The sequence below is a fragment of the Tissierella praeacuta genome, from assembly GCF_040396155.1.
GTDB lineage: Bacteria > Bacillota > Clostridia > Tissierellales > Tissierellaceae > Tissierella > Tissierella praeacuta_A.
The window spans coordinates 17,409-40,155 of the sequence record NZ_JBEBOY010000028.1; the positions used below are offsets into that span (position 1 = coordinate 17,409).

Genomic DNA, 22,747 nt, shown 5'->3' on the forward strand with positions numbered 1-22,747 from the left:
AGAATGAGGAGGCAATAATTATGATGTATTTAGTTGAAAAAACTTTTATAGATAAAGAAACTAAAAAGTTACATGAAAAGGGAACTGTTTATATAACTGACAAAGAAGAAAGAGTCGGAGAACTTAGAAAAAGCGGATTCTTAGGAGTTGAATTGATGGTTAAAGAAGAACTACCTGAAGAAGTTGATGAACCTAAAATAGAATCAAAAGAAAAGAAAAAATAAGAGGGATTATGTCCCTCTCTCCATTCTGGAGGTGGTTAGATGATAAATTTACAAGAAACTAAAGAATGGCTAAGAGTAGACTATGACGAAGATGATACACAAATTCAATTATTAATAGATACTGCTGAAACATATTTAAGAGACTCTATAGATGATTTTGATATTAAATTAGTTAATGATAAATTTAAAAATAAAGCTAAATTAGTAATGTTAGTCCTTGTAACTAACTGGTATGACAATAGGGAATTTACAGAGTTAAATGTGGATGAGAAAGTTAGGTATACTATAAATTCATTAATTCAACAGATGAAACATGGATACTATGGTGATATAAATGAGTAGAATTACTAGTAAATTAAGAAATAGAGTAGACGTATATACTAAACAAAAAGTAAAAAATGAATTAGGAAAATGGGAATATAAGTATGCCCTATATAAGACTGTATACGTTCAAATTATTCCGAAACAGTCTGCTTTAAAAGATGGTCAAGCAGAAACTGAATATGTAGAATCTACTCATAAATTTAAAATTAGAATTAAGTCACTTCCTAAACTAGACAATACTTATAGATTTGAATACAAAGGACAAACATATGAGGTTAAATACTTTGATCCAGATTTTCAAAACAATGAATTTTATGAAGTGCATACAAGGCTGGTAATTGAATGAGTGGATTTGATTTCAGTGAATTAACAGATTTTGAAGAGGAATTATTGGATTTGGCGAAAGAATTTGAAAAAGGTAAACATGCCAATAAGTTTCTACAAAAATCAGGAACTAAATTAAAAAATAAAACTATAAAAGATGCTAAATCTAAGATAAAAAAGAAAACGGGCAATCTGTTTAAAGGAATTGCTAGAGGTAAGCCTTATAAATATTATGTAGATGGTAGTATGGCTGTCAGAGTTTATGCGAAAAGTCCAGCGAACCATGCTCATTTGCTCAACAATGGGCATAGAATTGTAGATAAAAACGGAAAGGAACATGGATTTGCAAAAGGACATCACTTCTTTGAAGGTGGGGTAAAAGCATATGAGGGAGAATATTACCAAGATACACAAGATTTCATAGACGAATTACTTGACAAACATGGGTTTTAGGTGGTGATATAGTGGTTAAATACACTGAAATAAGTAAAGCTATAGTAGAAATGCTAGAAAACAATACAAATATAGAAGTGTTAAGTGTTGATGAGGGTATAACTAGACCTTCATTTTTTATGTCATTCGACAATGTAAAGGCTACTGATTTTATGAGAGAAGCTTTAGATAGAGAAATAACAGTAAGAATATATTATTATTCATCTACGATAGACAACAATGAAATTGAATTGTTGAATATGCAAGATAAACTTAATGAGATATTCCTAGAAGATAATCTAATAAGAGTTAATGAATATATGAATATAGAAATAGATGAATTAGAATTCAATATTACAGATAAGGTGTTGCATTGTTATTTTGATTTAAGACTGTCAGAGAACTATGGCAGAAGCAAACATGATGCAGATAAACCTTATATGGAAGAATTAGAAATAGGAAGGAAGGGATAATATGGCAGATATAGGAATGCCTAAAATTGATATTATCTTTAAAGGTCTTGGCGCTAGTGCGGTTCAACGTTCTAGTGGCGGAAGGACAGCGGTATTAATTATCAAAGATAATACAGATAGCACTTTTACATTTGTAGAATATAGAGGCGTAGATGATTTAACAAAAGAAGAACAGGAAAAATATACCCCTGAGAATGTAAAATATATTAAAGATGCATTAGAAGGTTCGCCTAAGAAATTAGTAATAGCTAGGCTTGGCGAAACGGAAGAATTAACAGATTTATTAAAAGCTATAAAGGGCAAAGTCGAGATGAATTGCTGGATAGGGATAGCCGATGCAACAACAGAGGAAACAAATGACTTAGTTAGTTTCATTAAATCTAGTGTTAAGGACGATAAAAAGAGATACAAGGCTTTAGTTTATAAAGCTACATCCAGCGATGATATGCATGTAGTGAATTTAACTAATGAAGATGCAGAAGGATATTTACCTTATCTACTAGGATATTTAGCAGGACTAAGTTTAGATATGTCTTCTATAGCTAAACCTTTACAGAAATTAAAATCAGTGGAAGAGCCTGCTGATTTAGGCGAGGCAATCAATAAAGGCGAATTCATTTTATACAATGATGAGGGAGAAGTTAGAGTTACTAGAGGTGTTAATTCCTTAGTTACAACCGGACAAGGTATTACTGATGATATGAAATTTATTTTAATAGTAGAAGTTATGGATATGATCTATACAGACATATATACTACCTGGAAGAATTTTTACAAAGGTAAATATAAAAATTCATTAGATAATCAAATGTTGCTAATTGGTGCCATTAACTCATATTTCAAGGCACTGGCCAATGATTTGATTCTAGATCCGAATTTTGAAAATAAAACTAGAGTAGATGTAGAGAAACAAAGGTTAGCTAATATTCCTAAATATGGGGCAGAAGAAGTTAGCACATGGGATGACAATAAAGTAATGGAAATGACAGTTGGTACTAATGTATTCCTTGCAGGCAATACAAAGATTTTAAATGCTATGGAAGACTTTGAATTTGAAATAGCAATGTAAGGAGGGGTAAATAATGAGCAATGCTAACAATAGAAGTAATCAATATTGGAATGGATCAAACGGAGACTTATGGGTTAATGATACCGACTGGGATAAAGTAAAATCATTCGAAGTAAAAATGATGTTAGAATGGGAAGATGTTCCAAATGGATTATCAACCGATAGAGTTTTACTAGGTTATGGTTATGAGGGGACTTTTGCTTATAGAAAATCTGATAAGAATTATAATAAAGCAATAGATTTATTATTTGCAGAGTATGCAGCAGGAAGAGTACCAGATGTTTCAATTGTAAGTAAGGCATATAACAAAGCAAGCGGAAAAACTCAAAGAATAAAAATAACTGGTATAACCTTTGATGAAATTACTTTACAATCATGGGAAGAAAAAGCAGTCGGAGAGATAGAGATGCCTTTCAAGGCTAGCGATGTTGAGATATTACAATAAATAGAATATATTAAGAAGTTAATTTAAATGCCTTAGAAACGACTCTAGGGCATCATTTATTTTGATTATAAAGATAAGGAGAGGATTATATGAATAAAAAAGCTACGTTAGCAGAGATAATTGCAAAGAAAAAACAGGGAGATATGGACAGATTACAAGTTAAATATTATTCTAGTGAAATATTAGGCATGGATATAGAGGTTAGAAAAATACCTTTATCTCAATACTTGGAATTAGCTGAAGAAGTAGAGGATGGTGCTATTGGCGCTATGAATAAAATGATATACGAGTGTTGCCCGATGTTTAGGGAAAACACAAAAGAAGCTATGGAAGTATACGAAGTATCTACTCCTGCGGATTTACCATCTGCAATATTAGAAGATCAGTTAAATGAAATCAATGGGATTATAGAGATAATAAATTCATTCTACGGAATAGATAAACTGGATGTTGAAATAAAAAACTAATAAGAGATGATGGAGAATTACAGATGTATGCTTATTACTTAGATAAAGGGCATGCATTGAATTCTTTATTATCTCTTTCTTATTTAGAAAAGCTGTTTTACAAAGAAGCTATGGATTATGCAATTGAGATGGAACACGAAAAATACAAGGCTATGTTTAGGAAGTAGGTGAGATTTTGGCTAAACAAATAGCGACAATACTATCTTTAAAGGATAAAATGTCTCAACCGCTGGTAAAAGTATCTAAAAACGTAGATAAAGTCACAAGAGAGATGAAAAAATCTCAAAATCAAATAGAAAAATGGAAAAACAATAGCATAAAAGCAATGGATAAAGTAATAAAGAAAACCGCTAAAATTGGAGCAGCCGCAGTCGGAGCATTTGGGGCATTGGCTATTGGGACGGGCTTTAAAGGCATGATGGAGTTAGACGATGCTAGTGCAAAAGTTAAATCTATTGCTGGAAGTTCTTTGGAGTTAAAGAATATACAAAGTGAGTTACTTAAAAATTCTACCGCTACTGGTATTGTTGTCAATGAATTAGCAGATGCACAATACTCTGCCACATCTAGTGGAGTAAAGGCCAACGAATCTATGGATGCAGCGGTGCTGTCTAGTAAGCTTGCTATATCGGGTTTTACTGATACTAATAGCGCGTTAAAACTTATGACTAGTACAATGAATGTTTACGGACTTACTGGAACTGAAGCTATGCAAAGCGTATCGGATAAAATGCTAGTTACTCAAAATTTGGGAGTAACTTCCGTTGGAGAGTTAGCGAGTTCTCTAGGTTCTGTAACCCCCATAGCAAAATCAGTAGGGGTTAGCTTAGATGAAGTACTCGGAGCAGTGGGTTCTCTTACTAAAAATGGACAGTCTACGTCTGAAGCTATGACGGGACTAAAAGGTATAATGTCCAATGTCATCAAACCTACTAAGCAAGCAAAAGACATGGCTAAGAAATTGGGGATAGACTATAGTGTAGGCGCTATTAAAAGTAAAGGTTTCGCTAAATGGATAGAAGAAGTAAAAGAAAAAACTAAAGGCAATACTGACGCCATGGGACAGCTATTTGGTAACGTAAATGCTTTAAATGCTGCAATATCGTTAACTAGCGAAGGGGGATTCGCAGATTTTAACAACATACTTGGTGAAGTAATAGACAGTACAGGAATGACAGATGAAGCTTTTAAGACAATGACTAATACTGTAGGGTTTAAGCTAAATAAGCTAAAGAATACATCTAAGAATATATTTACTTCTATGATGAGTACCCAATCAGGGCTTATAGGAGAATATATTGACAAAATGGAAACTTGGGTCACTAATAATGAAGAAAAGATTCAAGGATGGGTTCAGTCTATAGGTGAAAGTGTTACAAAAATGGTCGACTTTGTAAAACGTGTAGTTGATTTTGTAAAGGAGCACGAGAAAGCTATTACAACAATAATGGTTTTTGTAGGTTCTATTTATGCAGTTATAAAGGTTATAGGTGTCTTGAAAATAGTATTAGGCGGGTTGCATACAGTGTGGCTATTGTTAAATGGCACCCTTATGATAACACCACTCGGCTGGCTTGTATTAGCAATAGGCGCAGTGGTTGCAGCAGGTTATCTACTGTGGAGGAATTGGGAAACTGTCATGGAATGGGCTGGTAAACTTAAAGATAAACTAGCGCAGGATTGGAAAGAAACTGTAGAAAGCACTAAAGAGGCTTGGAATAAAATAGTTGAGACAATCAAAGGATATTGGGAAGGGTTGAAGAAGTTCCTAAAGAACCCAATAAAAGGTACTGTTGAACTATTCAAGAAAACCAAAGAGGATAAAAATTCTACTCAGACATCAAGTTCTAGGATTCCAGCATTTGCAAAGGGAACCTCCTATTCACCTGCCGGATATGCAAGAATACATGAAAAGGGCGGAGAGATAAGGAAACTTTCTTCAGGAGAAACAATAATACCTGCTGACAAATCAGAAAGGCTATTAAGAGGTAAAGGGGCTAAGCAGGATGTAAAAGTAGAAGTTAAGATACTAGGAAATGTAATAGGAAATAGACAGTTTATTAATGAAGTAGGCAATGAAGTATATAGAAAAGTATCATTAGCTTATCAAAATGTTTAGGAGGTGGTAGAAAATGGGAAGTAATATAGTATTTAGTGCAAACAATAATGAAGAAGTGATGGTATTACCTGTAGTACCAGAAATAGAGGTGAATAAACCTCAAAATAATGAACAATTTGAAACTTTAAATAATGGAACTATAAATTTAATTGGTGATGAAGGCCTTAGAACATTTTCTATCACTTCTATATTTCCTTCTCGGAAATACTCTTGGTTAAAACCTGGAAGCATAGCAGAACCTTTTAAATATATAGATTTCTTTAACAAATGGAGAAATGCAAAAGTACCCTTAAGAGTAGTGACAAGCAGATATGACGGAAGGGAATGGTTTAATATACCTTGTACTATAGATGATTTTACATTCAAGCAGAGGAAAAATGGAGACGTAGAATATACGTTAAATGTAACAGAATACAGAATTATTGGGGGCGTATAAATTGGATAATTATACACTCTCTCTTATTAAAGATAGTGGAAAGCAAAACAACATAACTAACTTATGTGGTAACCTAAGTTGGAAAGATAGTATTGATACTTTAGGGATGGAATTAAATGTAGATGTAGCTAGAAATACAGATGATAAGCATATGAAAAGTTATGATTTAGTTGAAGTTGGAGATAAGATAGTTTTGCTAAATAACGGCAAAGAATTATTCAGAGGTATTATAGTAGATTTAGGGACAGAAAGATATTCAAAACCCGTAACAGCTTTTGATTATGCCTTTTATCTTAACCAATCTAGAACCATAATTCAGTTTAATAAAGTAAGAGCGGATGAAGCTATAAAGCAATTATGCAGTAAATTTAATGTACTTATAGGCAATATAACATCTATATCCACAGTCGTTACTAAGATTTATAAAGAGGATACTATAGCAGATATTATTAAAGATATATTAAAACAAGCTGCAGATGAACTAGGTATAAAATATAGACTAGAAATGAGAGCAGGTAAATTATATATAGAAAAATACACAGATTTAATTATAAGACCTTCGTTCAAACCTGCGCATAATATTAAATCATTCAATCCTCTTGACACTATAGGGAGCATTAGTAAATCTGAATCCATAGCAGAAATGAGGAATAGTATATTGATATCTTCTAGTAACGAAAAAAGCAGTAGAGTAGTTGCTACTGCTAAGGATAATAAAAATATAGCTAAATTCGGATTATTGCAAGAAGTGGAAAGTGTAGATGATAAAGATATAGCAAAAGCTAAAGTAATTGCTCAAAACAAACTTAAAGAATTGAATAGAATTGGTGAGGATATATCTATAGAATTATTAGGTGATGATAATGTAAGAGCAGGTAGAATATTAGAAGTAAATAATGATACGTTTGAGTTACAAGGGCAATATTTAGTAAAAGATTGTACTCATACGTATCAAAATAGAGTTCATAAAATGAATTTAACTATAGAGAAGGTGGTTTAATGTGGGATGTTGGACTAGCTCAAATGTTCAAGGAAAGAGATAATAAAAGTAATATAGGTTCTTGCGTTGGCAAAGTAATAGGTATAAATCCTTTAAAGATATCTATTATGAATGGGGAAGCAGTCCTGGATGAAACTATACATAATATTTATATATGTGATAGTTTGATAGAAAAAGAATATAAAATTGAATTAATAGCTGGAGATTATATAGGGGATATTACTATTACATCAAAACCTTCCAATTCCTTAATTTCAATAAACATAAATGATAAAGAGAAAACTAAATTAACCTTATATTTTGAATTAAAAATAGATGATGAAGTATTATTGATGCCTGCTGAAAATGAGCAGGTATTTTTTATAGTAGATAAGGTTAGAAAAGTGGGTGATTAATATATTTCCTGAACTGAATTTAGATAACGTTGTAAAAGAATTGAAAAATGAAGAAAAGAAAAATCAAGGCAAGACATTTTTATTTGACTTTAAAAAAGGTGATTTTGTTTTAAAAGATGGAAGATTAGTGGAAGTAGAAGGTAAAGAAGCTATAAAAGTTTGGATAGAAAAAATATTAAGAACAGAAAAATTTAAGTTTGAGATATATAAAGAAGATGAAAATTTCAATGAATATGGTACAACTATTAAGAAGTTAATACAAGGGAGAAAAGTACCACAATTCTTTTTGCAGTCTGAACTAAGGAGAGAAATAGAGGAAGCTTTGAAAAGGCATAGTGAAATAGATAGAATAGAAGATTTTAGAACAGATCAAGAAATGACTACTCTTAAAATATATTTCACAGTAATATTAAAAAATGGCGAAACCTTCAACCAGGAGGTGAATTTTTAATTGGAGAATAGAGAAGATATACTAAAAAGAATATTAGGTAATATTCCAGATAAATATGATAAATCTGAAGGGTTATTTCCTTATGATTTTTCAAAAGCTGCAGCTATAGAATTAGAAAATAAAAATAAAGAGATACAAGAAATAGCTAATAAACTAGATGTAGAAAATTTAGAAGGTGAAGAATTAGAAAGATTTATATATCAACGTACAGGTATTACTAGAAAACAAGCTACAAAAGCAACTACAATAGTAACAATGTCAGGTCAAGAGGGAGCGAAAATAAGTAAAGGTGACCTTGTAGGAGCCGATACAGTAAACTTTATATCATTAGAAAATAAAATTATAGACAATGCAGGACAAATATTAGTAAATGTTGAATGTGAAACAAGTGGAAGTGTAGGCAATGTACCTGCAGGAGCAATAAAATACTTTCCTATTAGTATAGCAGGATTAACCTCTGTAACTAACCAAGAACCAGTTAAAAATGGCTATGATGCTGAAAGTGATACAAGTTTATTGGAAAGATATTACGAACGTATCAGAACTCCTGCAACAAGTGCCAATAAGTATCATTATCTAAATTGGGCAAAAGAAGTTGTCGGAGTTGGTGATGCTAAAATCATTCCTTTATGGGCAGGAGATAACACAGTAAAAGTAATAATAATAGATAGTAATAAAAAACCTGCTAGTGAAGATTTAATTGATAAAGTGCAAGAATATATAGATCCGGGAAGTAAAGGCGTTGGAGAAGGACAGGCACCTATAGGCGCATTTTGTACTGTAATATCTGCTACGAGTAAAATTGTTGATATATCGGTTAAAGTCACTAAAGATGATAACTATTCACTAGAGCAGATAAAAATAAATATAGAGGAAAGTATAACTAATTATTTAAAAGAAATAGCATTTAAAAAGAACTTGGTGTCTTATGCGCAAATAGGTTCTTTGGTACTGAATGTGGATGGAGTTTTAGACTATACAGATTTAATGCTTAATGGAGGAATAGAAAATATAATAATAGATAATGAAGAAGTAGCCATACTAGGCGAGGTGGTATTAAGTGAGTAGACTATTAGAATATTTACCCTCATACGAGAGGTCTTCTATAGTATTTCAAGAGATCCTAAATGCGGAACAAATAGAATTCAATAAATTAGGATTAAACATGGAAGATTTAGAGAGACAATTTTTCATAGATACAGCAACTTGGGGACTTGCTATATATGAGAAAGAATTAAATTTACCTATAAGACCTAATAAAAGCTTAGAAGAAAGAAAAAGTATTATAAAAGCTAAAATGAGAGGTGTAGGGAAAGTAAGTCTAGCAATGATAAAAGCTATAGTTGAAGCGTTTACTAATGTAAGTGTAGATGTTGATTTCGATAGAAGGATTCAAATTGCATTCACTAATCAAGAAAAAATAAAATTTTCTAAAGAAATGAGTAATGCAATAAATGAAGTCAAGCCTGCACACTTGGGGTATGATTATATAGTTAATTATATAGAAGAACTATTACTAATCCTTAAAACCTGCGAATTCCCTAACGAATTAAGAATTACGGATGAATTTCATACTGAAGATAATTTAGCAGGATATATAGAAAAAAGTCCTTTTAATATAGCAAGTAAGACATATGAATTTCCAGTTTGTTTAGGAATCGCGGATATTATGACGACCGAAACGTTGAAACTAGACAGTCAACTAGCGTACTTAATTAATAAATCGCATACACCTTATAATGAGATAACATTTAAACGTACTGGTGATATTGCAATAGGAGAGGGGGAGATATAGATGGAAGTAATACAACCTATATTGATAGATAAAACTTTAGATTATATTGATAATCTTATATTTAAAGCTAAGATAAAAATCAATGGAGAATATAAGGATTTTGAAGTTTTTAAAACAATAAAAAAAGAAAATGCAATAAGGAAATATTTATATGTAGAAGATGAAATAGGGGTAATTGAAGAAGCTCAGCTATTCACTAATCAAGGAGAAGTATTAGCAATAAAACCTTATTCAATAGAAAAACAATTAGATGGCTTAGTTCTAACATTTGAATTTAAGATAACAGTAGAAGAAACGAATTTAGGCTATATAGAGTAGGAGGCGGTTAAGTGTATAAACCTACTGAGTGGAAAAATAAAGTCTATGATGAACAAGGCAATTTATTACGAGATGGAACCCCTTTACATGCTGAATACTTTAACAATATAGAAAATGGAATAGTAGAAGCACATGAAGAAAAGCATAGTCATGAGAATAAAGATGTGTTAGATAATATATCAGATGAAGATATAGAAAGAATATATATTCATGATAAAGAACTACTAAATCTTACACATAGAATTAACAATTTAAAAACAAAAAAAGTCAAGGATATATTAGAGAGAAATTCTTTAGAGAATAAAGATTCAATAGTCCACGTTATAGATGCAACAGGAGATAACACAGTAACGAAGGGTTGGGCAGAATATATTTACTATAATGATAAGTGGATAAAGACAGCTGAAGAAGAAAGTTTAGATAGAATAATAAACTGGGAAGAGATAATAAATAAGCCATCCACTTTTACACCTTCAGAACATGACCATGATGCTTTGTACTATAAAAAAGTTGATATAGACAATAAGTTAAAAGAAAAATCAAACACTAATCATACTCACGAGGATAAGGCTGATAAGACATACGTAGAGAAAGAATTAAATAAAAAATATGACAAGGATGAAGTATTTAATAAAGAAGAAGTTTTACAAAAAATACAAGATTTAATCGGAGCTGCACCTGAAGCTTTAGATACCTTAGCAGAACTAGCTAAGGCTTTAGGAGAAGATCCTAATTTTGCTACTAACATACTTAATCAGTTAGAAAAAAAGGTAGATAAAGTAGCAGGGAAAGGGTTATCTACAGAGGATTTTACTATTGATAGAAAAGATAAATTAGATGAAATAGAAGAAGGAGCTAATAATTACATTCACCCTAAGACTCATAGCGCAAATATAATTGTAGAGAATGAAAATAAAAGATTTGTTAGTGATGCAGCAATAGCTAATTGGGATGATGCAAATTCTAAAAAACATGCTCATATCAATAAATCCATATTGGATATTATTACACAAACTTTGATTAATTCTTGGAATAATGCAGTAGAACATACTTTAGATTCAGCAAGGCATGTAACTCAAAAAGATAAGGATAAGTGGGACAAGGTAGACAATAAAGCTGACAAGGTTTATGTAGACGATACATTTGCAACTAAAGAAGAAATAAGTATTGCTGGATATGGTGACATGATGAAAAGTGTGTATGATAAAAATAATGACGGCATAATAGATATTGCGGAACGAGCAAATAAGTTAAAGATAGTAGATACTAGAAGCATAGATAGTCCACCAAGTTATTATTTTGGTCAAAACATGTTTTGGGAATTTAAATCTAGGAAATCTGTAGGTAATCCGCCCGCAGATGCTAGTGCAAGTAGCGCTTATGCTTTCATATTAACCATAACTGGTTGGATGGATTCAAGTGGTGGATATCCAGTGCAATTATCTGTTGGTGGTAAAAATATAGCTATCAGACAAGGAACTTCTACTTCCGCATGGGGATCATGGAATGTGATAGCAAATACAGGAGATTTACCAACTAAATTATCAGAACTAGTAAAAGATATCGACTTTGATGAAAGATATTACACTAAAATTGAAGTAGATGAAAAATTAAGTGGAAAGGCAAGCACAGGTCATACTCACTCTCAACTTCATACGCATAATAATAAAAATATTTTGGACAAACTAGCAGATTTAGGGGGGCACAGTTCAATAGATTTAGATTTAATTTATACCCATAAACATAGCTATAATGATTTACAAAACCGGCCCTCTATACCATCTAAAACAAGTGATTTACAAAATGATAGCAGTTTTGTATCAGGAAATATGAGTAAGATAACAGTGTCATCAGCAGCACCCACAAATCCAAAACAAAACGATATTTGGATAGTAATTTAGATGGCAGATATTAAACTGGCAGATGGAAAATCTGTAAAAGAAATAAGAATATTTAGAAATGGTAGATGGGTTAAAGCGAAGGGGAAAATATTTTATAATAGCAGCTGGATTGAGTTTAGTAGACCGGTAACGCAATTTCAAGATAATACTATAACTATACAAAATGGTAAGCTACTGTCTAGTACTGCAATAGTAGAAAGCAAAACTATAGTATTTGATACAAAGATAACTTTTAATATAAAGGAAGTGATTTAATGAATGAAAAAGATATTCAAGATTATATTAAAACCGATTGGCAACCTAATATCGTAGATCCTTTGACTAACGAAGTCATTAGTGAAGGAACGCGTTTTACTTCCAAAAGAGCCAACAACATTGAAGATGGAATTTTTACAAATAGAGAATTGCACAAGATAGTTAACGATAGACTTAAGAAAATGCAAATAGAATTAGAAATAATAGGTAGGGTTCCAGGAGGGAATTCATTCTTTGATAGTTTATCTGATTTAGAAGATGATATAAAAGGTATGCTTATTGATGAAGCAATGACATTTGCTACAAATATTGTTGATAGTGTAAATATACAAGTAAAGTCTATAAAAAGATTTAAGATAGGAGAATATATTATCTATGATGATGAAAATATCGAAGTGATTAAGGTTGCAGCAGTAAGAGAAAATGAGCTTGTAGTTAGTAGCTTAACTAAAAATTATAAAAAAGGTGCAATTATCGCAAAGTCTAACGCAAAGATAAATGAAGGATTTCAATTTGGCTATTGGGGGAATTATTCTGTAAAGGGTGAGGTGGTGTAATATGAATGAATTAAATTTTAAGTTAGATTATGATAAAGAAAATAATAAAGTACTTCAAACAGCTGTATTTAGTGAGGAAAATGGCGAATCCATAATGAAAATTATGGATTTTACTGATAATGAAAACGGTTTAGTAAAGAAAAAATATAACTTTGGTAATTTAAATAAGGCTATATATGTAACTAATGATACTTATATTACATCAACAATCTATGTAGAATCAGGAACAACGAGATACGGTATTCAATCAGGAAAATATCGTGCATTTTCCTTGAAAGAAATAAAAACGATTTATGGTTCTGGTGACGTCTCAAGGATATCTATAAAGATTGAATCAACAGAAGCTATTGAGGATATTACAAATGCAGTACCTAAAATATCAGATAATACTACTCCAAACAAAACTTTATATGAAGGAAGCGTATTAACATTAACGGGAAATATATTAGACGAAAATAACGGAGATGTAGTATCAGTAAAATACAGTATAAACAACGGAACAACAAGAGCAATAGCAAGCGGTATATCAGACGGAGTAAATCCTATACCTTACAATAAATCTCTGATATTTAAAGAAGGAAAACTTTATGATGGAGCTACAGCAGTATCTAATCAGCTATCAGATAATGCTAAACACCTAATAAAATTATGGGGAGAAGATGATAAAGGCGGTAAATCAGAAGAAAAAGAAATCTTTTTCTATGTAGTAAATAATAGACCTGCTAAATTAACGATAAATCCTATATCGGCACAAAATGATTTAATAGACACAGATGCAGTATTAATCAAAGGTAATGTCAATGATCCAGATGCAAATGAAACTACTATAAATTATAAAATAAATAGCGGTAGTTTTATAAAATTAAATACTGGCATGGATAGAGATTTTGAAATAAGAATACCGATAAGTAATCTCAATGATGGTAATAATAATGTAACTATTCAAGCTAAAGACTCCTACGGAGCTATAACAGAAAAAGTAGTTAAACTCAATAAGGAAAAGAATGTTCAGCCGCTCAAAACAGCAGTAAGAGAGTATAAAATGATACCTCCAGATGGGGCAGCTAAAGGAATACTGCTATGGATACAAAGAGAAGTAGGGGACTTAACTACAAAGGTAGAAATTAAATTTGGTAATAAATCTTATCAAGAGTTACCTGTAAGCCATACAGGACTCGTTACAACAGGTATAGAAGAAGATGAATATGTATATGAAAATTCTACAGAAGAATCAGAGATATATCTAAGAATTACAATGAATAGAACATCTACAAGTAGCAATAAAGGAATAAAGCTGATAAGTGGGGTGTTTAATTAATGACTATAGTAAGAAGAAAAAGGCTAGCAAATGGTACATTTGGACCATTTGAAAAAATCACCGACGGAGAAACACCAGAGGAAAAAATTGAAAGATTAGAAAAAGAAAAACAAGCATTAGAAAGCCAAGTGCTAGAAGTTCAAGATTATATCTTACAACAAGAATATGAAAAACTATTAAACCAAGGAGGCATGTAAAATGATTTACAATCTATTAAAAAATCTAATTGATGCAGGAAAATATGAGAAAGAAGATATGACTAATAAATTAGATGTATTCTTTGCATTCGATAGAATTAATACAGAGCAGTATCAAGAGCTATTAGAAAAGGTTAATCAATAACACTAAGAAGGGTAATAGACTAGAGATAGTCTTTTTTTATTGCCCTTTTATCAATTTTAACAGGAGGTAGAAGATGAATGAAATTCTAATTAATTTTGTAGGTATTGTAATTGGTACATTTGGGGGGATATTAGCATCTAGTAAATTAACAAACTTTAGATTGGAACAACTAGAAAAGAAGGTAGATAAACATAATTCAGTAATAGAAAGAACATTTATATTAGAAGAAAAAGTGAAAGTTGCTAATCATAGAATTGATGATTTAGAAAAAGGAAGGTGATTGAGTGAATTATAAGGTACAACATATTACAAATAAAAATAAATTAATTAACATACCTATGAAGCCCGAATGTCTAACTATACACTCTACAGCTAATGAGAAATCAACAGCACAAAATGAAAGAGATAACCTTAATAGAGAAAACAATATAACCTCTACAGGATTTCATATGGTAGTTGATGATAAAGAAACTATAGAATGTATTCCGTTTAATATGGTAGCTTATCATGCAGGAGATGGGGTGAAAGGTGTAGGTAATACTAAATCTATAGGATTAGAGATATGCGAAAGTGGAGATAGAGCAAAAACTTTACAAAACGCAGTAGAGGTAGTAGCTAAGATTCTATATGAAAGAGGTTGGGGCATAGATAGACTTAAAAGGCATCATGATTGGTCCGGTAAGAATTGCCCTCGGATTCTATCAGCAAATAATTGGGAAGGTTGGACTGCTTTTAAACTTCAAGTAGAAAGGAAATTAAATGATATGAATGATAAAGGATTAGATAAGATAAAAATAGTTTTACATGGCAAAGAATTAGATGTAGAAGGTATATATAAAGATAAGACTAATTATATCCCTGTAAAGCTCTTGGAAAGACTAGGATATAACGTTACAGGGCAAGGAACAAATATTGTAATTGAATATAAAGGAGAGGATAAATAATGTATAATGATTTTATGACTATAGAGGTATTAGCAACATTTGCAGGATTAGTAGCTGCAGTAAGTATTATAACTCAATTTACTAAATCAATAGTAAAGAAAAGCTTTGGTGATGGAGCAGTCAGGTTATATGCTTTTATAATATCGCTAATTCTTACATTTGTATTTGCTAAAACTGGGCAAGGCGTAGAAGGAATAGTTTTAACAGTTATTAATGCTATAATAGTAACTGTAGCAAGTTCAGGAGCATATGAAATAGTAGTAGATCCAAAAGCAGAGAAAAGTAAATAATGCTATTAACTAGACTAGGGAGAAATCTCTAGTCTTTTTTTATTTTTTGTACATAATTTTTATAATTTTATTTGAAATCAGTTAGAATATAGTAATTGCAATGGTTATAGAAATAAAAATAATTTTAAATATTTTATAAATAAGTATTGACTATCGTTACGATATTTAGTATAATATAATTAAGATAAGAAATTAAGAGCGAATACAAAAAGGAGAGATTGAGAATGTTGACTAAGAACGATATAGCGAAGAAAATCACAGGAGTAGAGAAAAAAATAACAAGAATGATAGGAAGTAATTACCAACTAGATTTCACAGAAGATACAATATACAATAACTTAGAAAAAGCAGAGAGTTGGAGTATGGGCGGAGAATTTACAGTAGAAAATAAATACGAATACTACTACTTATTAAAAGCATACAACGTACCTGTACACCATGTAGACTACTCAAATGAAGAGGAACTAGATATATTAGGAGCAACAGACTGCGAGAAAGAAAATGAAGTATTAGTAGCAGCAGAAACTAAATTAAGAATAACTTGGGAACCCCAAGATATAGATTTTGAAGAAATGGGATATTATGTAGTAGAAATGGAATATGTGGAGGAAGAATAATGGAAGTAAGAAAAGCTAAAATGATAGTAAATAAATCAGGAAGTGGGAACTCTACCTTTAGAGCTACCCTTCCTAACAGCTGGATTAGGCAAATGGGGTTGAATGAAGATGTCAGGGGTTTAATATTAGAATTTGATGGGGAGAAAATCACGATTAGAAATAGTGGTGAAGAAAATGAGCAGAAAGATAACTAAAGAGGAATTAATAGAGAGATTCAATAAACTTCATAAAGAATTAGGGAGAATACCTAATCGGGATGAAATGGGGCATAGAGAGCCGATAAAAAGGCTGTACGGGAATTATAATAATTTTGTAAGGGAAATGGGATACTTGCCTAATCTTTTTAGAACGAAAGAAGATTATATAAACTTCATTCAAGATTTATCAAAGGAACTTGGCAAGACTCCATCAATATTTGATTTAGAGGGAAAAGGAGTATATGCACTTTCAATTTATAATATGTTTGGAAGTTACAATAATTTATTAGAAGAAGCCGGATTTGAAACGAGAGGGAAAATCTATACAAATAAAACAGATGAAGAACTGTTATTAGACTATATCAATATAAGTAATAAGTTAGGAAGATGGGTTAAGACAAGAGAATTAGAAAGTATAGATATATATGAAAATAGGTTCGGAAGCATAATAGAAGTTAGAAAGTTAGTTGCCAATGATGATAGGTTGAAAATAAAAGATAAAGCTATAATAAAACCTTTATATAAGAAATATACAGATGATGATATAGATAAATATATTAAAGATGCTATGATGATTTATGGAAATGAGATTACAAAGAGTCAGTTTGCAGAATACTTAAAAAGTATAAAAGGACCTTCTATAAACACAGTTACCAAAAGAAGGAAGCATACAAGTTTTAGAGAAATGATAAAAGAATATATAATAGAAATAGACCTATGATGGTCTTTTTTATTTTTGAAGGAGTTTTAAATCTTATATAGAATATTATTATGAGGTGATAAAATTGGGGATAAGCTTAAAGAGATATATAAAGGAATAAATTGGGAAAATGTACTTATAATTTGTCTAGCTGGTGTAATAGGATTTGCTTTGGGTGTTATATTAACATTTCAAACTGCTGTTAAACATGGAATATTGATAAGGTTATAAAGAAAGAATCATTAAAGTTTTATTTCTTTATAACAACTACTTATTCAGAAAATTGCGACCGCGTATATTGGATTTAGACGAGATTAAATTGATATATTAATATAATAGGTATAGTAAGAATATAAGATCGGTTTAAAACGAATTTACTACAAATCAAATAAAATAAGACCTTGGAAATCTCGTTTTATTTTAATTAATATATCTAATATTTGCGTGCCACTTTGCGTGCCATTCGTGCCAATTCTAGCAAAATGTATCTAAATGTACACAAATTAGAAAAATATAAATGGCTATTTTGCAAGGGTAGAAGGACGTACGAGACTGTACAAAAAGGATTATCTCTGGCTACGAACCAGAAGGTCGGGGGTTCGACTCCCTCAGGGTACGCCAAAACGTTGGAATTTCAACATCTTATAAAAGCGAATTTTGTACTAAAAAAGATTTAGCCAATTAGTTTTTAATGGACTATATTAGATTGGTTTTTAATCTTTACTTGAAGAGAGAGTTCAAGGATTGTACATCATTCGCTTTTATGCTTTCTGTAACATATGCATATTTAAATCAATACACTAATAGAAAAATATTGCGAGCATATAAAATCTATTTAAGACTAGAATAAGGGCTTGCATAGGAAATTAGGGAAATAGAAATAAAATAAAAAAGGGATAGTGTGAATGCCCCTAAGATAAAAATTATCTAATTGGTTTTTGACTGGCTAAAACTATATGAACTGATGAACACATAATATTGAAATCCCAACGTTTTATGACCGCATAAGACTATATAAAACCCTATTTTTAGTCCCAAAAGTTCGGGGGGACGATTCCCTTAGGGTATTGCGATTATATAATGGTAAGGCTATTTTATTTAATTTAGCCTTACCATTTAATTAATCATAAATATTCTTAATCCATGATATTTTATGAGATTTCACATCTATTTAACTCTAATTATTTATGCTATAATAAAAAAGAATGATTGATGATATAATGTGTAAATAAATAAGAATTTGAGGGGACAGACTATGACGATATCAAATATAAAAGCAAAATTTCCATTTGATATAGAAAAAGTATGGACCATTGTTACTTCTCTTGAAGATTATTCATGGCGTAGTGATTTAAGTAAAATTGAAATTCTAAAACTAGAAAAACAATTTGTAGAATACACAAAGAATGGATATTCTACTTTATTTACTATTACTGCTTATGAGCCCAATAAAAGATATGAATTTGATATGGAAAATAAAAATATGAGAGGTCATTGGACTGGAATTTTTTTATTTGAGGATGGAGAAACAACTGTAGACTTCACAGAGGATATAACAGTAAAAAAAGTATTTATGAAACCTTTTGTAAAATTATACTTAAAGAAACAGCAAGCATCTTATATAAAAGATTTAAAGAAAGCATTAGAAGAATAGAAAGAGACCTACTATAAAGGTCTCTTTAAATTGCTCATTGAAATAGCAAGAGGGTAGGCTGTTAGCAATTTATGTCTAACGCCTAATACCATTATATTGGTTTAACGAAATTAAGTGAAACAAAATAAAAATAATTGTAAAGGAAGATTAATAATGGTTACTAAAGTATCTATAAAAGATAGGATTAATTATCTTGCAATTATGATATTTTGATTTTAGATTTGATTAAATCTAATGCTATTTGGGTTGTTGGAATAGGATATTATATAAAAATAGTACTTAGAATAATTGCATGTGTTACTTTAGCTATTATATTTTTATTAAGGTTTTAAAAAGTCTAAAGTTTTTTAAAATTTTTCTTGACTTTAGTTCAATATCAAGCTATACTATTTATAATTTAAAAATAATGCTTTGATAGAAAGAGTAATTTATTGAAAGTGTTATAGAGAGTCGGTGATGGTGGAAATCCGATACCAATCAATAAACGAAGAACATTCTTGAGCATCTAACCGAAATTGTAAAAGAGTAGGCTTAGACGGGAATAGCCTGATATCGACTATAGAGTATCGATTGTAATACAATCCGTACTTATTTGAGTGAGCCTATTGCTAACTAAGGTGGTACCACGGAAATTAACCTTTCGTCCTTTATTTGGATGAAAGGTTTTTTTATGACCTAACTTAGCGAACGGAGTGAGCTTTAGTAGGTCAAACGCAATGAGAACCAATCTTAATGTAGAATTTATCATTGGGAGTGTCTGTTAGGATCAAATCTATATGAAAATAAGACAGGAGGAATAAAAATGACAGAGTTAAATCCAAGAGAGACTCAAGTTGCAATAAAATATTTAAAAGACTTTTTTGAAAAAAAGTTAGCAGAAAAACTAAATTTAATTAGAGTATCAGCGCCATTATTTGTGACGCCAGAAAGTGGGTTAAATGATAATCTTACTGGAGTAGAAAAGGCAGTATCATTTGAAATGAGAAAATATAATGAAAAGATTGAGATAGTACAATCTCTAGCAAAGTGGAAAAGATTTGCATTAAAATGGTATGGTTTTAATATAGATGAAGGGCTTTATGCAGATATGAATGCAATACGTCCAGATGAAGTATTAGATAATATACATTCAATCTATGTAGATCAATGGGATTGGGAAAAAGTAATAAGAAAAAACGATAGGACTACTGATTATTTAGTAAACATAGTTAAGGATATCTATGATGTGTTTAAAGAAACTGAAACATATATAAATAGCTTGTATTCAAATAATTTTACGAAGAAGTTACCAGAAGATATAAAATTTATTACTAGCCAAGAATTAGAAAATTTATATCCTAATGAAACACCAGAAAAAAGAGAGTATTTAATAGCGGAAAAATATGGAGCTGTGTTTGTATCTAAAATTGGGCAACCATTGGATTCAGGGAAGCCCCATGGAACAAGGTCACCAGACTATGATGATTGGAACTTAAATGGAGACATTATATTTTGGAATCCAACAACAAATGCAGTTTTGGAATTGTCAAGTATGGGAATAAGGGTTGATGAAGAATCCTTAAGAAAACAATTGAGAATAGCAAAAGCTGAAGAAAGAAAAACTTTAGAATATCATAGAAGATTATTAAATGGAGAATTACCATTTACTGTTGGAGGAGGAATTGGACAGTCTAGAATATGTATGTTCTTCTTAGAGAAAAAACATATAGGAGAGGTTCAAGCTTCCGTATGGACAGAAGATATATTAGAAGAATGTAGAGAAAATAATATATTTTTATTATAGAAATGTATAAGAATAAAATAAAAAAAGAATAACAAGTAGTCATTAATTATAATTAATGACTACTTGTTTATATAATTATATGATTAAACTAATATTAATTATATTTGTATAAACCTAGATTTTCAATTATACTATTTAAGTAGGATAAAATATTATTTTATTTAAATGGGGGGATTAAGTGAAAAGAATTGTTTTATTAACATTTATAATATTGATTGTAATAGCCAGTATAGTTGGATTTATTCATTATAGAAGGTTACAACCTAATAAAAAGGTAATTGCATACTCTGATGAATTATATTTAATTGTTGAAGAACAAGAAGTAGAAAATGAAAATGCAGTATTATTTTATGAAGATATACTATATTTTTCACTTCCAACTGTTAAAGATTTTATAGATGAAGACATATTTTATGATGAAGGGGAAGAAATATTAATAATTACTAATAAAGAAAAAGTTCTTAGATATAAATTAGATGATAGTATTGCCACTGTGAATAGCAAAGAGTTTCTTACTACCAATAATATAAGAAAGATTAATGAGAAAATATATATTCCTATAGATATAATTTTAAAAAATTATGATGTGGAAATTAATTATTTTGAAGATACAAATGCTGTTGTACTAGATTATAAAGATATAATTTATCTCAATGGTGAAATTATTTTAGATGGGGCAGTAATAAGGAGTGATTTAGATATAAAAGCACCTATTATAGCAAAGGATATGGCTATAGGTACTATTCTAAATGTTTATGCAGAATATGAATCTTGGTATAAAGTAAGGACAATAGATGGGATACCAGGATTTATTGAGAAGAAGTATTTTAAAATAAATTATACTAAAGATTTATTTAAAGTGGAGAAACCTATTGAAAACAATATAGAAGACATTAGTAAGAAAAATATAAATCTCACTTGGGATTATACTTATAGAAAAGTAAAAAGTACAGAAGGGATAGCTCCAATTGTGGGAATAAATACAATATCTCCCACATGGTTTTCTATTAATGATGAGGGGAATATATTAGATAAAGGAAATATAGAATATGTAAAGAAGTATAATGATTTAGGGTATGAAATATGGCCATTGATTAATAACAATTTTGATCCAGATTTAACTCATGAATTATTATCAGAAAGCAGTACTAGAGAAAAATTAATAATGGATATATTAGAACTATATAAATACTATGGATTTCAAGGAATTAACATTGATTTTGAAAATGTACATTTAAAAACCAAGGATTTTCTTACGCAATTTGTTAGAGAATTGTATCCAGTATTTAAGGAAGTAGGAATGAGTGTATCCATGGATGTAACTGGTATATCTACAGCTGAAAATTGGTCTTTATGTTATGATAGAAAAAGACTCTCAGAGGCTGTAGATTATATGATTTTAATGGCATATGACCAACATTGGGCTACTAGTCCTGTTGCTGGTTCAGTTGCAGAATATTATTGGGTTGAAAAAAGTATATTAGGAGTACTGGAGCATATTCCCAATAATAAGCTGATTTTGGGAGTACCATTTTATACTAGATTGTGGATAGAGAAGGAGGGAAAAGTAAGTTCTCAAGCTTTATCAATGGAAATGGCCAATAAATTCATATCAGAGAATAATATTGATTTAACTTGGGATGATAAATCTCTTCAATACTTTGGGCAAATGGAGAAAGATGGAAGTATGTATAAAATATGGTTGGAGGATCCAAGATCTCTAGAAATTAAAGCTTCATTAGTCCATAAATATGAATTAGCTGGTTTAGCATCTTGGAGAAAGGGATTTGAAACTGCTAATATTTGGAATAGTTTAGACAAGGTATTAAATTAATGATGAAATATTGGAATGATTATATTATTTATAGAGATGAGCATAATTAAATAATTTTAAAGTTAAAAATCATTAGATATAAA

At 30.4% G+C, this 22,747-nt stretch carries 32 protein-coding genes and 1 other annotated feature; all 32 genes read left to right on the top strand.

Annotated features, from left to right (window positions below; all coding sequences use genetic code 11):
• Positions 1–20: 20 nt before the first annotated feature.
• The 32 genes from ABWP20_RS12860 (at position 21) to ABWP20_RS13015 (ending at position 22,664) form a co-directional block, all read left to right on the top strand.
• Entirely contained in the window at positions 21–224 is a 204-nt protein-coding gene (locus ABWP20_RS12860; RefSeq protein ID WP_353096225.1) for a hypothetical protein, read from the top strand.
• A gap of 39 nt (positions 225–263) precedes the next feature.
• Positions 264–566: a head-tail connector protein gene (locus ABWP20_RS12865; RefSeq protein WP_353096227.1), complete on the top strand. Its 303-nt coding sequence runs from the start codon at positions 264–266 to the stop codon at positions 564–566.
• Positions 559–894: a phage head closure protein gene (locus tag ABWP20_RS12870; RefSeq protein WP_353096228.1), complete on the top strand. Its 336-nt coding sequence runs from the start codon at positions 559–561 to the stop codon at positions 892–894. Before ABWP20_RS12865 ends, ABWP20_RS12870 begins: the two co-directional genes overlap by 8 nt.
• Positions 891–1,325 (top strand): hypothetical protein, encoded by a 435-nt coding sequence (locus ABWP20_RS12875; protein WP_353096230.1) that lies wholly within the window; start codon positions 891–893, stop codon positions 1,323–1,325. The genes ABWP20_RS12870 and ABWP20_RS12875 overlap by 4 nt, the downstream gene beginning before the upstream one ends.
• Positions 1,326–1,336: 11 nt before the next feature.
• A complete protein-coding gene (locus tag ABWP20_RS12880; protein ID WP_353096232.1) occupies positions 1,337–1,777 on the top strand; it encodes a phage tail terminator family protein in 441 nt (146 codons plus the stop codon).
• 1 nt (position 1,778) lies between these two features.
• The gene (locus ABWP20_RS12885; protein ID WP_353096234.1) at positions 1,779–2,846 is read left to right on the top strand and encodes a phage tail sheath C-terminal domain-containing protein; all 1,068 of its coding nucleotides are present in this window, start codon (positions 1,779–1,781) and stop codon (positions 2,844–2,846) included.
• Between the two features lie 13 nt (positions 2,847–2,859).
• Positions 2,860–3,291, top strand: a complete 432-nt coding sequence (locus tag ABWP20_RS12890) for a phage tail tube protein (protein ID WP_353096236.1) — start codon at positions 2,860–2,862, stop codon at positions 3,289–3,291.
• 89 nt (positions 3,292–3,380) lie between these two features.
• Positions 3,381–3,758, top strand: a complete 378-nt coding sequence (locus ABWP20_RS12895; protein WP_353096237.1) for a hypothetical protein — start codon at positions 3,381–3,383, stop codon at positions 3,756–3,758.
• Between the two features lie 23 nt (positions 3,759–3,781).
• The gene (locus ABWP20_RS12900; RefSeq protein ID WP_353096238.1) at positions 3,782–3,925 is read left to right on the top strand and encodes a hypothetical protein; all 144 of its coding nucleotides are present in this window, start codon (positions 3,782–3,784) and stop codon (positions 3,923–3,925) included.
• 8 nt (positions 3,926–3,933) lie between these two features.
• Positions 3,934–5,877, top strand: coding sequence for a phage tail tape measure protein (locus ABWP20_RS12905; RefSeq protein WP_353096239.1), 1,944 nt, complete (start codon positions 3,934–3,936; stop codon positions 5,875–5,877).
• Positions 5,878–5,890: 13 nt separating this feature from the next.
• On the top strand, positions 5,891–6,313 hold the full coding sequence (locus tag ABWP20_RS12910; protein WP_353096241.1) for a hypothetical protein: 423 nt from the start codon (positions 5,891–5,893) through the stop codon (positions 6,311–6,313).
• Between the two features lies 1 nt (position 6,314).
• Positions 6,315–7,313, top strand: a complete 999-nt coding sequence (locus ABWP20_RS12915) for an XkdQ/YqbQ family protein (protein ID WP_353096243.1) — start codon at positions 6,315–6,317, stop codon at positions 7,311–7,313.
• Positions 7,313–7,708: a DUF2577 family protein gene (locus tag ABWP20_RS12920; protein WP_353096244.1), complete on the top strand. Its 396-nt coding sequence runs from the start codon at positions 7,313–7,315 to the stop codon at positions 7,706–7,708. The genes ABWP20_RS12915 and ABWP20_RS12920 overlap by 1 nt, the downstream gene beginning before the upstream one ends.
• Positions 7,701–8,159 (top strand): DUF2634 domain-containing protein, encoded by a 459-nt coding sequence (locus tag ABWP20_RS12925; RefSeq protein ID WP_353096246.1) that lies wholly within the window; start codon positions 7,701–7,703, stop codon positions 8,157–8,159. The genes ABWP20_RS12920 and ABWP20_RS12925 overlap by 8 nt, the downstream gene beginning before the upstream one ends.
• Positions 8,160–9,227 (top strand): baseplate J/gp47 family protein, encoded by a 1,068-nt coding sequence (locus ABWP20_RS12930; protein WP_353096248.1) that lies wholly within the window; start codon positions 8,160–8,162, stop codon positions 9,225–9,227.
• Positions 9,220–9,954: a putative phage tail protein gene (locus tag ABWP20_RS12935; RefSeq protein ID WP_353096249.1), complete on the top strand. Its 735-nt coding sequence runs from the start codon at positions 9,220–9,222 to the stop codon at positions 9,952–9,954. The genes ABWP20_RS12930 and ABWP20_RS12935 overlap by 8 nt, the downstream gene beginning before the upstream one ends.
• A complete protein-coding gene (locus ABWP20_RS12940; RefSeq protein ID WP_353096251.1) occupies positions 9,955–10,272 on the top strand; it encodes a hypothetical protein in 318 nt (105 codons plus the stop codon).
• An 11-nt stretch (positions 10,273–10,283) separates the two neighbouring features.
• Positions 10,284–12,173, top strand: coding sequence for a hypothetical protein (locus ABWP20_RS12945; RefSeq protein ID WP_353096253.1), 1,890 nt, complete (start codon positions 10,284–10,286; stop codon positions 12,171–12,173).
• Positions 12,174–12,428 carry a hypothetical protein gene (locus ABWP20_RS12950; RefSeq protein WP_353096254.1) on the top strand — a complete coding sequence of 85 codons (255 nt, stop codon included), beginning with the start codon at positions 12,174–12,176 and terminating at the stop codon, positions 12,426–12,428. It abuts the gene before it with no gap.
• Complete coding sequence (locus ABWP20_RS12955; protein ID WP_353096256.1) at positions 12,428–12,985, top strand: hypothetical protein; 558 nt, start codon at positions 12,428–12,430, stop codon at positions 12,983–12,985. The genes ABWP20_RS12950 and ABWP20_RS12955 overlap by 1 nt, the downstream gene beginning before the upstream one ends.
• Position 12,986: 1 nt before the next feature.
• Complete coding sequence (locus tag ABWP20_RS12960) at positions 12,987–14,303, top strand: hypothetical protein (protein WP_353096258.1); 1,317 nt, start codon at positions 12,987–12,989, stop codon at positions 14,301–14,303.
• A complete protein-coding gene (locus ABWP20_RS12965) occupies positions 14,303–14,500 on the top strand; it encodes a hypothetical protein (protein ID WP_353096259.1) in 198 nt (65 codons plus the stop codon). Before ABWP20_RS12960 ends, ABWP20_RS12965 begins: the two co-directional genes overlap by 1 nt.
• 1 nt (position 14,501) lies before the next feature.
• Positions 14,502–14,645, top strand: coding sequence for a hypothetical protein (locus ABWP20_RS12970; protein WP_353096261.1), 144 nt, complete (start codon positions 14,502–14,504; stop codon positions 14,643–14,645).
• Positions 14,646–14,718: 73 nt separating this feature from the next.
• Entirely contained in the window at positions 14,719–14,925 is a 207-nt protein-coding gene (locus ABWP20_RS12975) for a hypothetical protein (RefSeq protein WP_353096263.1), read from the top strand.
• A gap of 4 nt (positions 14,926–14,929) precedes the next feature.
• On the top strand, positions 14,930–15,589 hold the full coding sequence (locus ABWP20_RS12980; protein ID WP_353096264.1) for a peptidoglycan recognition protein family protein: 660 nt from the start codon (positions 14,930–14,932) through the stop codon (positions 15,587–15,589).
• Positions 15,589–15,879 carry a hypothetical protein gene (locus ABWP20_RS12985; protein ID WP_353096266.1) on the top strand — a complete coding sequence of 97 codons (291 nt, stop codon included), beginning with the start codon at positions 15,589–15,591 and terminating at the stop codon, positions 15,877–15,879. Before ABWP20_RS12980 ends, ABWP20_RS12985 begins: the two co-directional genes overlap by 1 nt.
• 224 nt (positions 15,880–16,103) lie before the next feature.
• Positions 16,104–16,496, top strand: a complete 393-nt coding sequence (locus ABWP20_RS12990; RefSeq protein WP_353096267.1) for a hypothetical protein — start codon at positions 16,104–16,106, stop codon at positions 16,494–16,496.
• The gene (locus ABWP20_RS12995; protein ID WP_353096269.1) at positions 16,496–16,690 is read left to right on the top strand and encodes a hypothetical protein; all 195 of its coding nucleotides are present in this window, start codon (positions 16,496–16,498) and stop codon (positions 16,688–16,690) included. The genes ABWP20_RS12990 and ABWP20_RS12995 overlap by 1 nt, the downstream gene beginning before the upstream one ends.
• Entirely contained in the window at positions 16,671–17,414 is a 744-nt protein-coding gene (locus ABWP20_RS13000; protein WP_353096271.1) for a homing endonuclease associated repeat-containing protein, read from the top strand. Before ABWP20_RS12995 ends, ABWP20_RS13000 begins: the two co-directional genes overlap by 20 nt.
• Positions 17,415–18,648: 1,234 nt before the next feature.
• Entirely contained in the window at positions 18,649–19,047 is a 399-nt protein-coding gene (locus ABWP20_RS13005) for an SRPBCC family protein (protein WP_353096273.1), read from the top strand.
• A 402-nt stretch (positions 19,048–19,449) separates the two neighbouring features.
• Positions 19,450–19,698: a binding site (T-box leader), on the top strand.
• Between the two features lie 151 nt (positions 19,699–19,849).
• Positions 19,850–20,830 (top strand): aspartate--ammonia ligase, encoded by a 981-nt coding sequence (asnA, locus tag ABWP20_RS13010; RefSeq protein ID WP_353096274.1) that lies wholly within the window; start codon positions 19,850–19,852, stop codon positions 20,828–20,830.
• Between the two features lie 178 nt (positions 20,831–21,008).
• Complete coding sequence (locus tag ABWP20_RS13015; protein WP_353096276.1) at positions 21,009–22,664, top strand: glycosyl hydrolase family 18 protein; 1,656 nt, start codon at positions 21,009–21,011, stop codon at positions 22,662–22,664.
• Positions 22,665–22,747 lie beyond the last annotated feature (83 nt).

Coding starts and splice junctions, on each gene's coding strand:
- ABWP20_RS12860 (WP_353096225.1), top strand. CDS start 21: ATGATGTATTTAGTTGAAAAAACTTTTATAGATAAAGAAACTAAAAAG.
- ABWP20_RS12865 (WP_353096227.1), top strand. CDS start 264: ATGATAAATTTACAAGAAACTAAAGAATGGCTAAGAGTAGACTATGAC.
- ABWP20_RS12870 (WP_353096228.1), top strand. CDS start 559: ATGAGTAGAATTACTAGTAAATTAAGAAATAGAGTAGACGTATATACT.
- ABWP20_RS12875 (WP_353096230.1), top strand. CDS start 891: ATGAGTGGATTTGATTTCAGTGAATTAACAGATTTTGAAGAGGAATTA.
- ABWP20_RS12885 (WP_353096234.1), top strand. CDS start 1,779: ATGGCAGATATAGGAATGCCTAAAATTGATATTATCTTTAAAGGTCTT.
- ABWP20_RS12890 (WP_353096236.1), top strand. CDS start 2,860: ATGAGCAATGCTAACAATAGAAGTAATCAATATTGGAATGGATCAAAC.
- ABWP20_RS12895 (WP_353096237.1), top strand. CDS start 3,381: ATGAATAAAAAAGCTACGTTAGCAGAGATAATTGCAAAGAAAAAACAG.
- ABWP20_RS12900 (WP_353096238.1), top strand. CDS start 3,782: ATGTATGCTTATTACTTAGATAAAGGGCATGCATTGAATTCTTTATTA.
- ABWP20_RS12910 (WP_353096241.1), top strand. CDS start 5,891: ATGGGAAGTAATATAGTATTTAGTGCAAACAATAATGAAGAAGTGATG.
- ABWP20_RS12920 (WP_353096244.1), top strand. CDS start 7,313: ATGTGGGATGTTGGACTAGCTCAAATGTTCAAGGAAAGAGATAATAAA.
- ABWP20_RS12940 (WP_353096251.1), top strand. CDS start 9,955: ATGGAAGTAATACAACCTATATTGATAGATAAAACTTTAGATTATATT.
- ABWP20_RS12950 (WP_353096254.1), top strand. CDS start 12,174: ATGGCAGATATTAAACTGGCAGATGGAAAATCTGTAAAAGAAATAAGA.
- ABWP20_RS12955 (WP_353096256.1), top strand. CDS start 12,428: ATGAATGAAAAAGATATTCAAGATTATATTAAAACCGATTGGCAACCT.
- ABWP20_RS12960 (WP_353096258.1), top strand. CDS start 12,987: ATGAATGAATTAAATTTTAAGTTAGATTATGATAAAGAAAATAATAAA.
- ABWP20_RS12965 (WP_353096259.1), top strand. CDS start 14,303: ATGACTATAGTAAGAAGAAAAAGGCTAGCAAATGGTACATTTGGACCA.
- ABWP20_RS12970 (WP_353096261.1), top strand. CDS start 14,502: ATGATTTACAATCTATTAAAAAATCTAATTGATGCAGGAAAATATGAG.
- ABWP20_RS12975 (WP_353096263.1), top strand. CDS start 14,719: ATGAATGAAATTCTAATTAATTTTGTAGGTATTGTAATTGGTACATTT.
- ABWP20_RS12985 (WP_353096266.1), top strand. CDS start 15,589: ATGTATAATGATTTTATGACTATAGAGGTATTAGCAACATTTGCAGGA.
- ABWP20_RS12990 (WP_353096267.1), top strand. CDS start 16,104: ATGTTGACTAAGAACGATATAGCGAAGAAAATCACAGGAGTAGAGAAA.
- ABWP20_RS12995 (WP_353096269.1), top strand. CDS start 16,496: ATGGAAGTAAGAAAAGCTAAAATGATAGTAAATAAATCAGGAAGTGGG.
- ABWP20_RS13000 (WP_353096271.1), top strand. CDS start 16,671: ATGAGCAGAAAGATAACTAAAGAGGAATTAATAGAGAGATTCAATAAA.
- ABWP20_RS13005 (WP_353096273.1), top strand. CDS start 18,649: ATGACGATATCAAATATAAAAGCAAAATTTCCATTTGATATAGAAAAA.
- asnA (WP_353096274.1), top strand. CDS start 19,850: ATGACAGAGTTAAATCCAAGAGAGACTCAAGTTGCAATAAAATATTTA.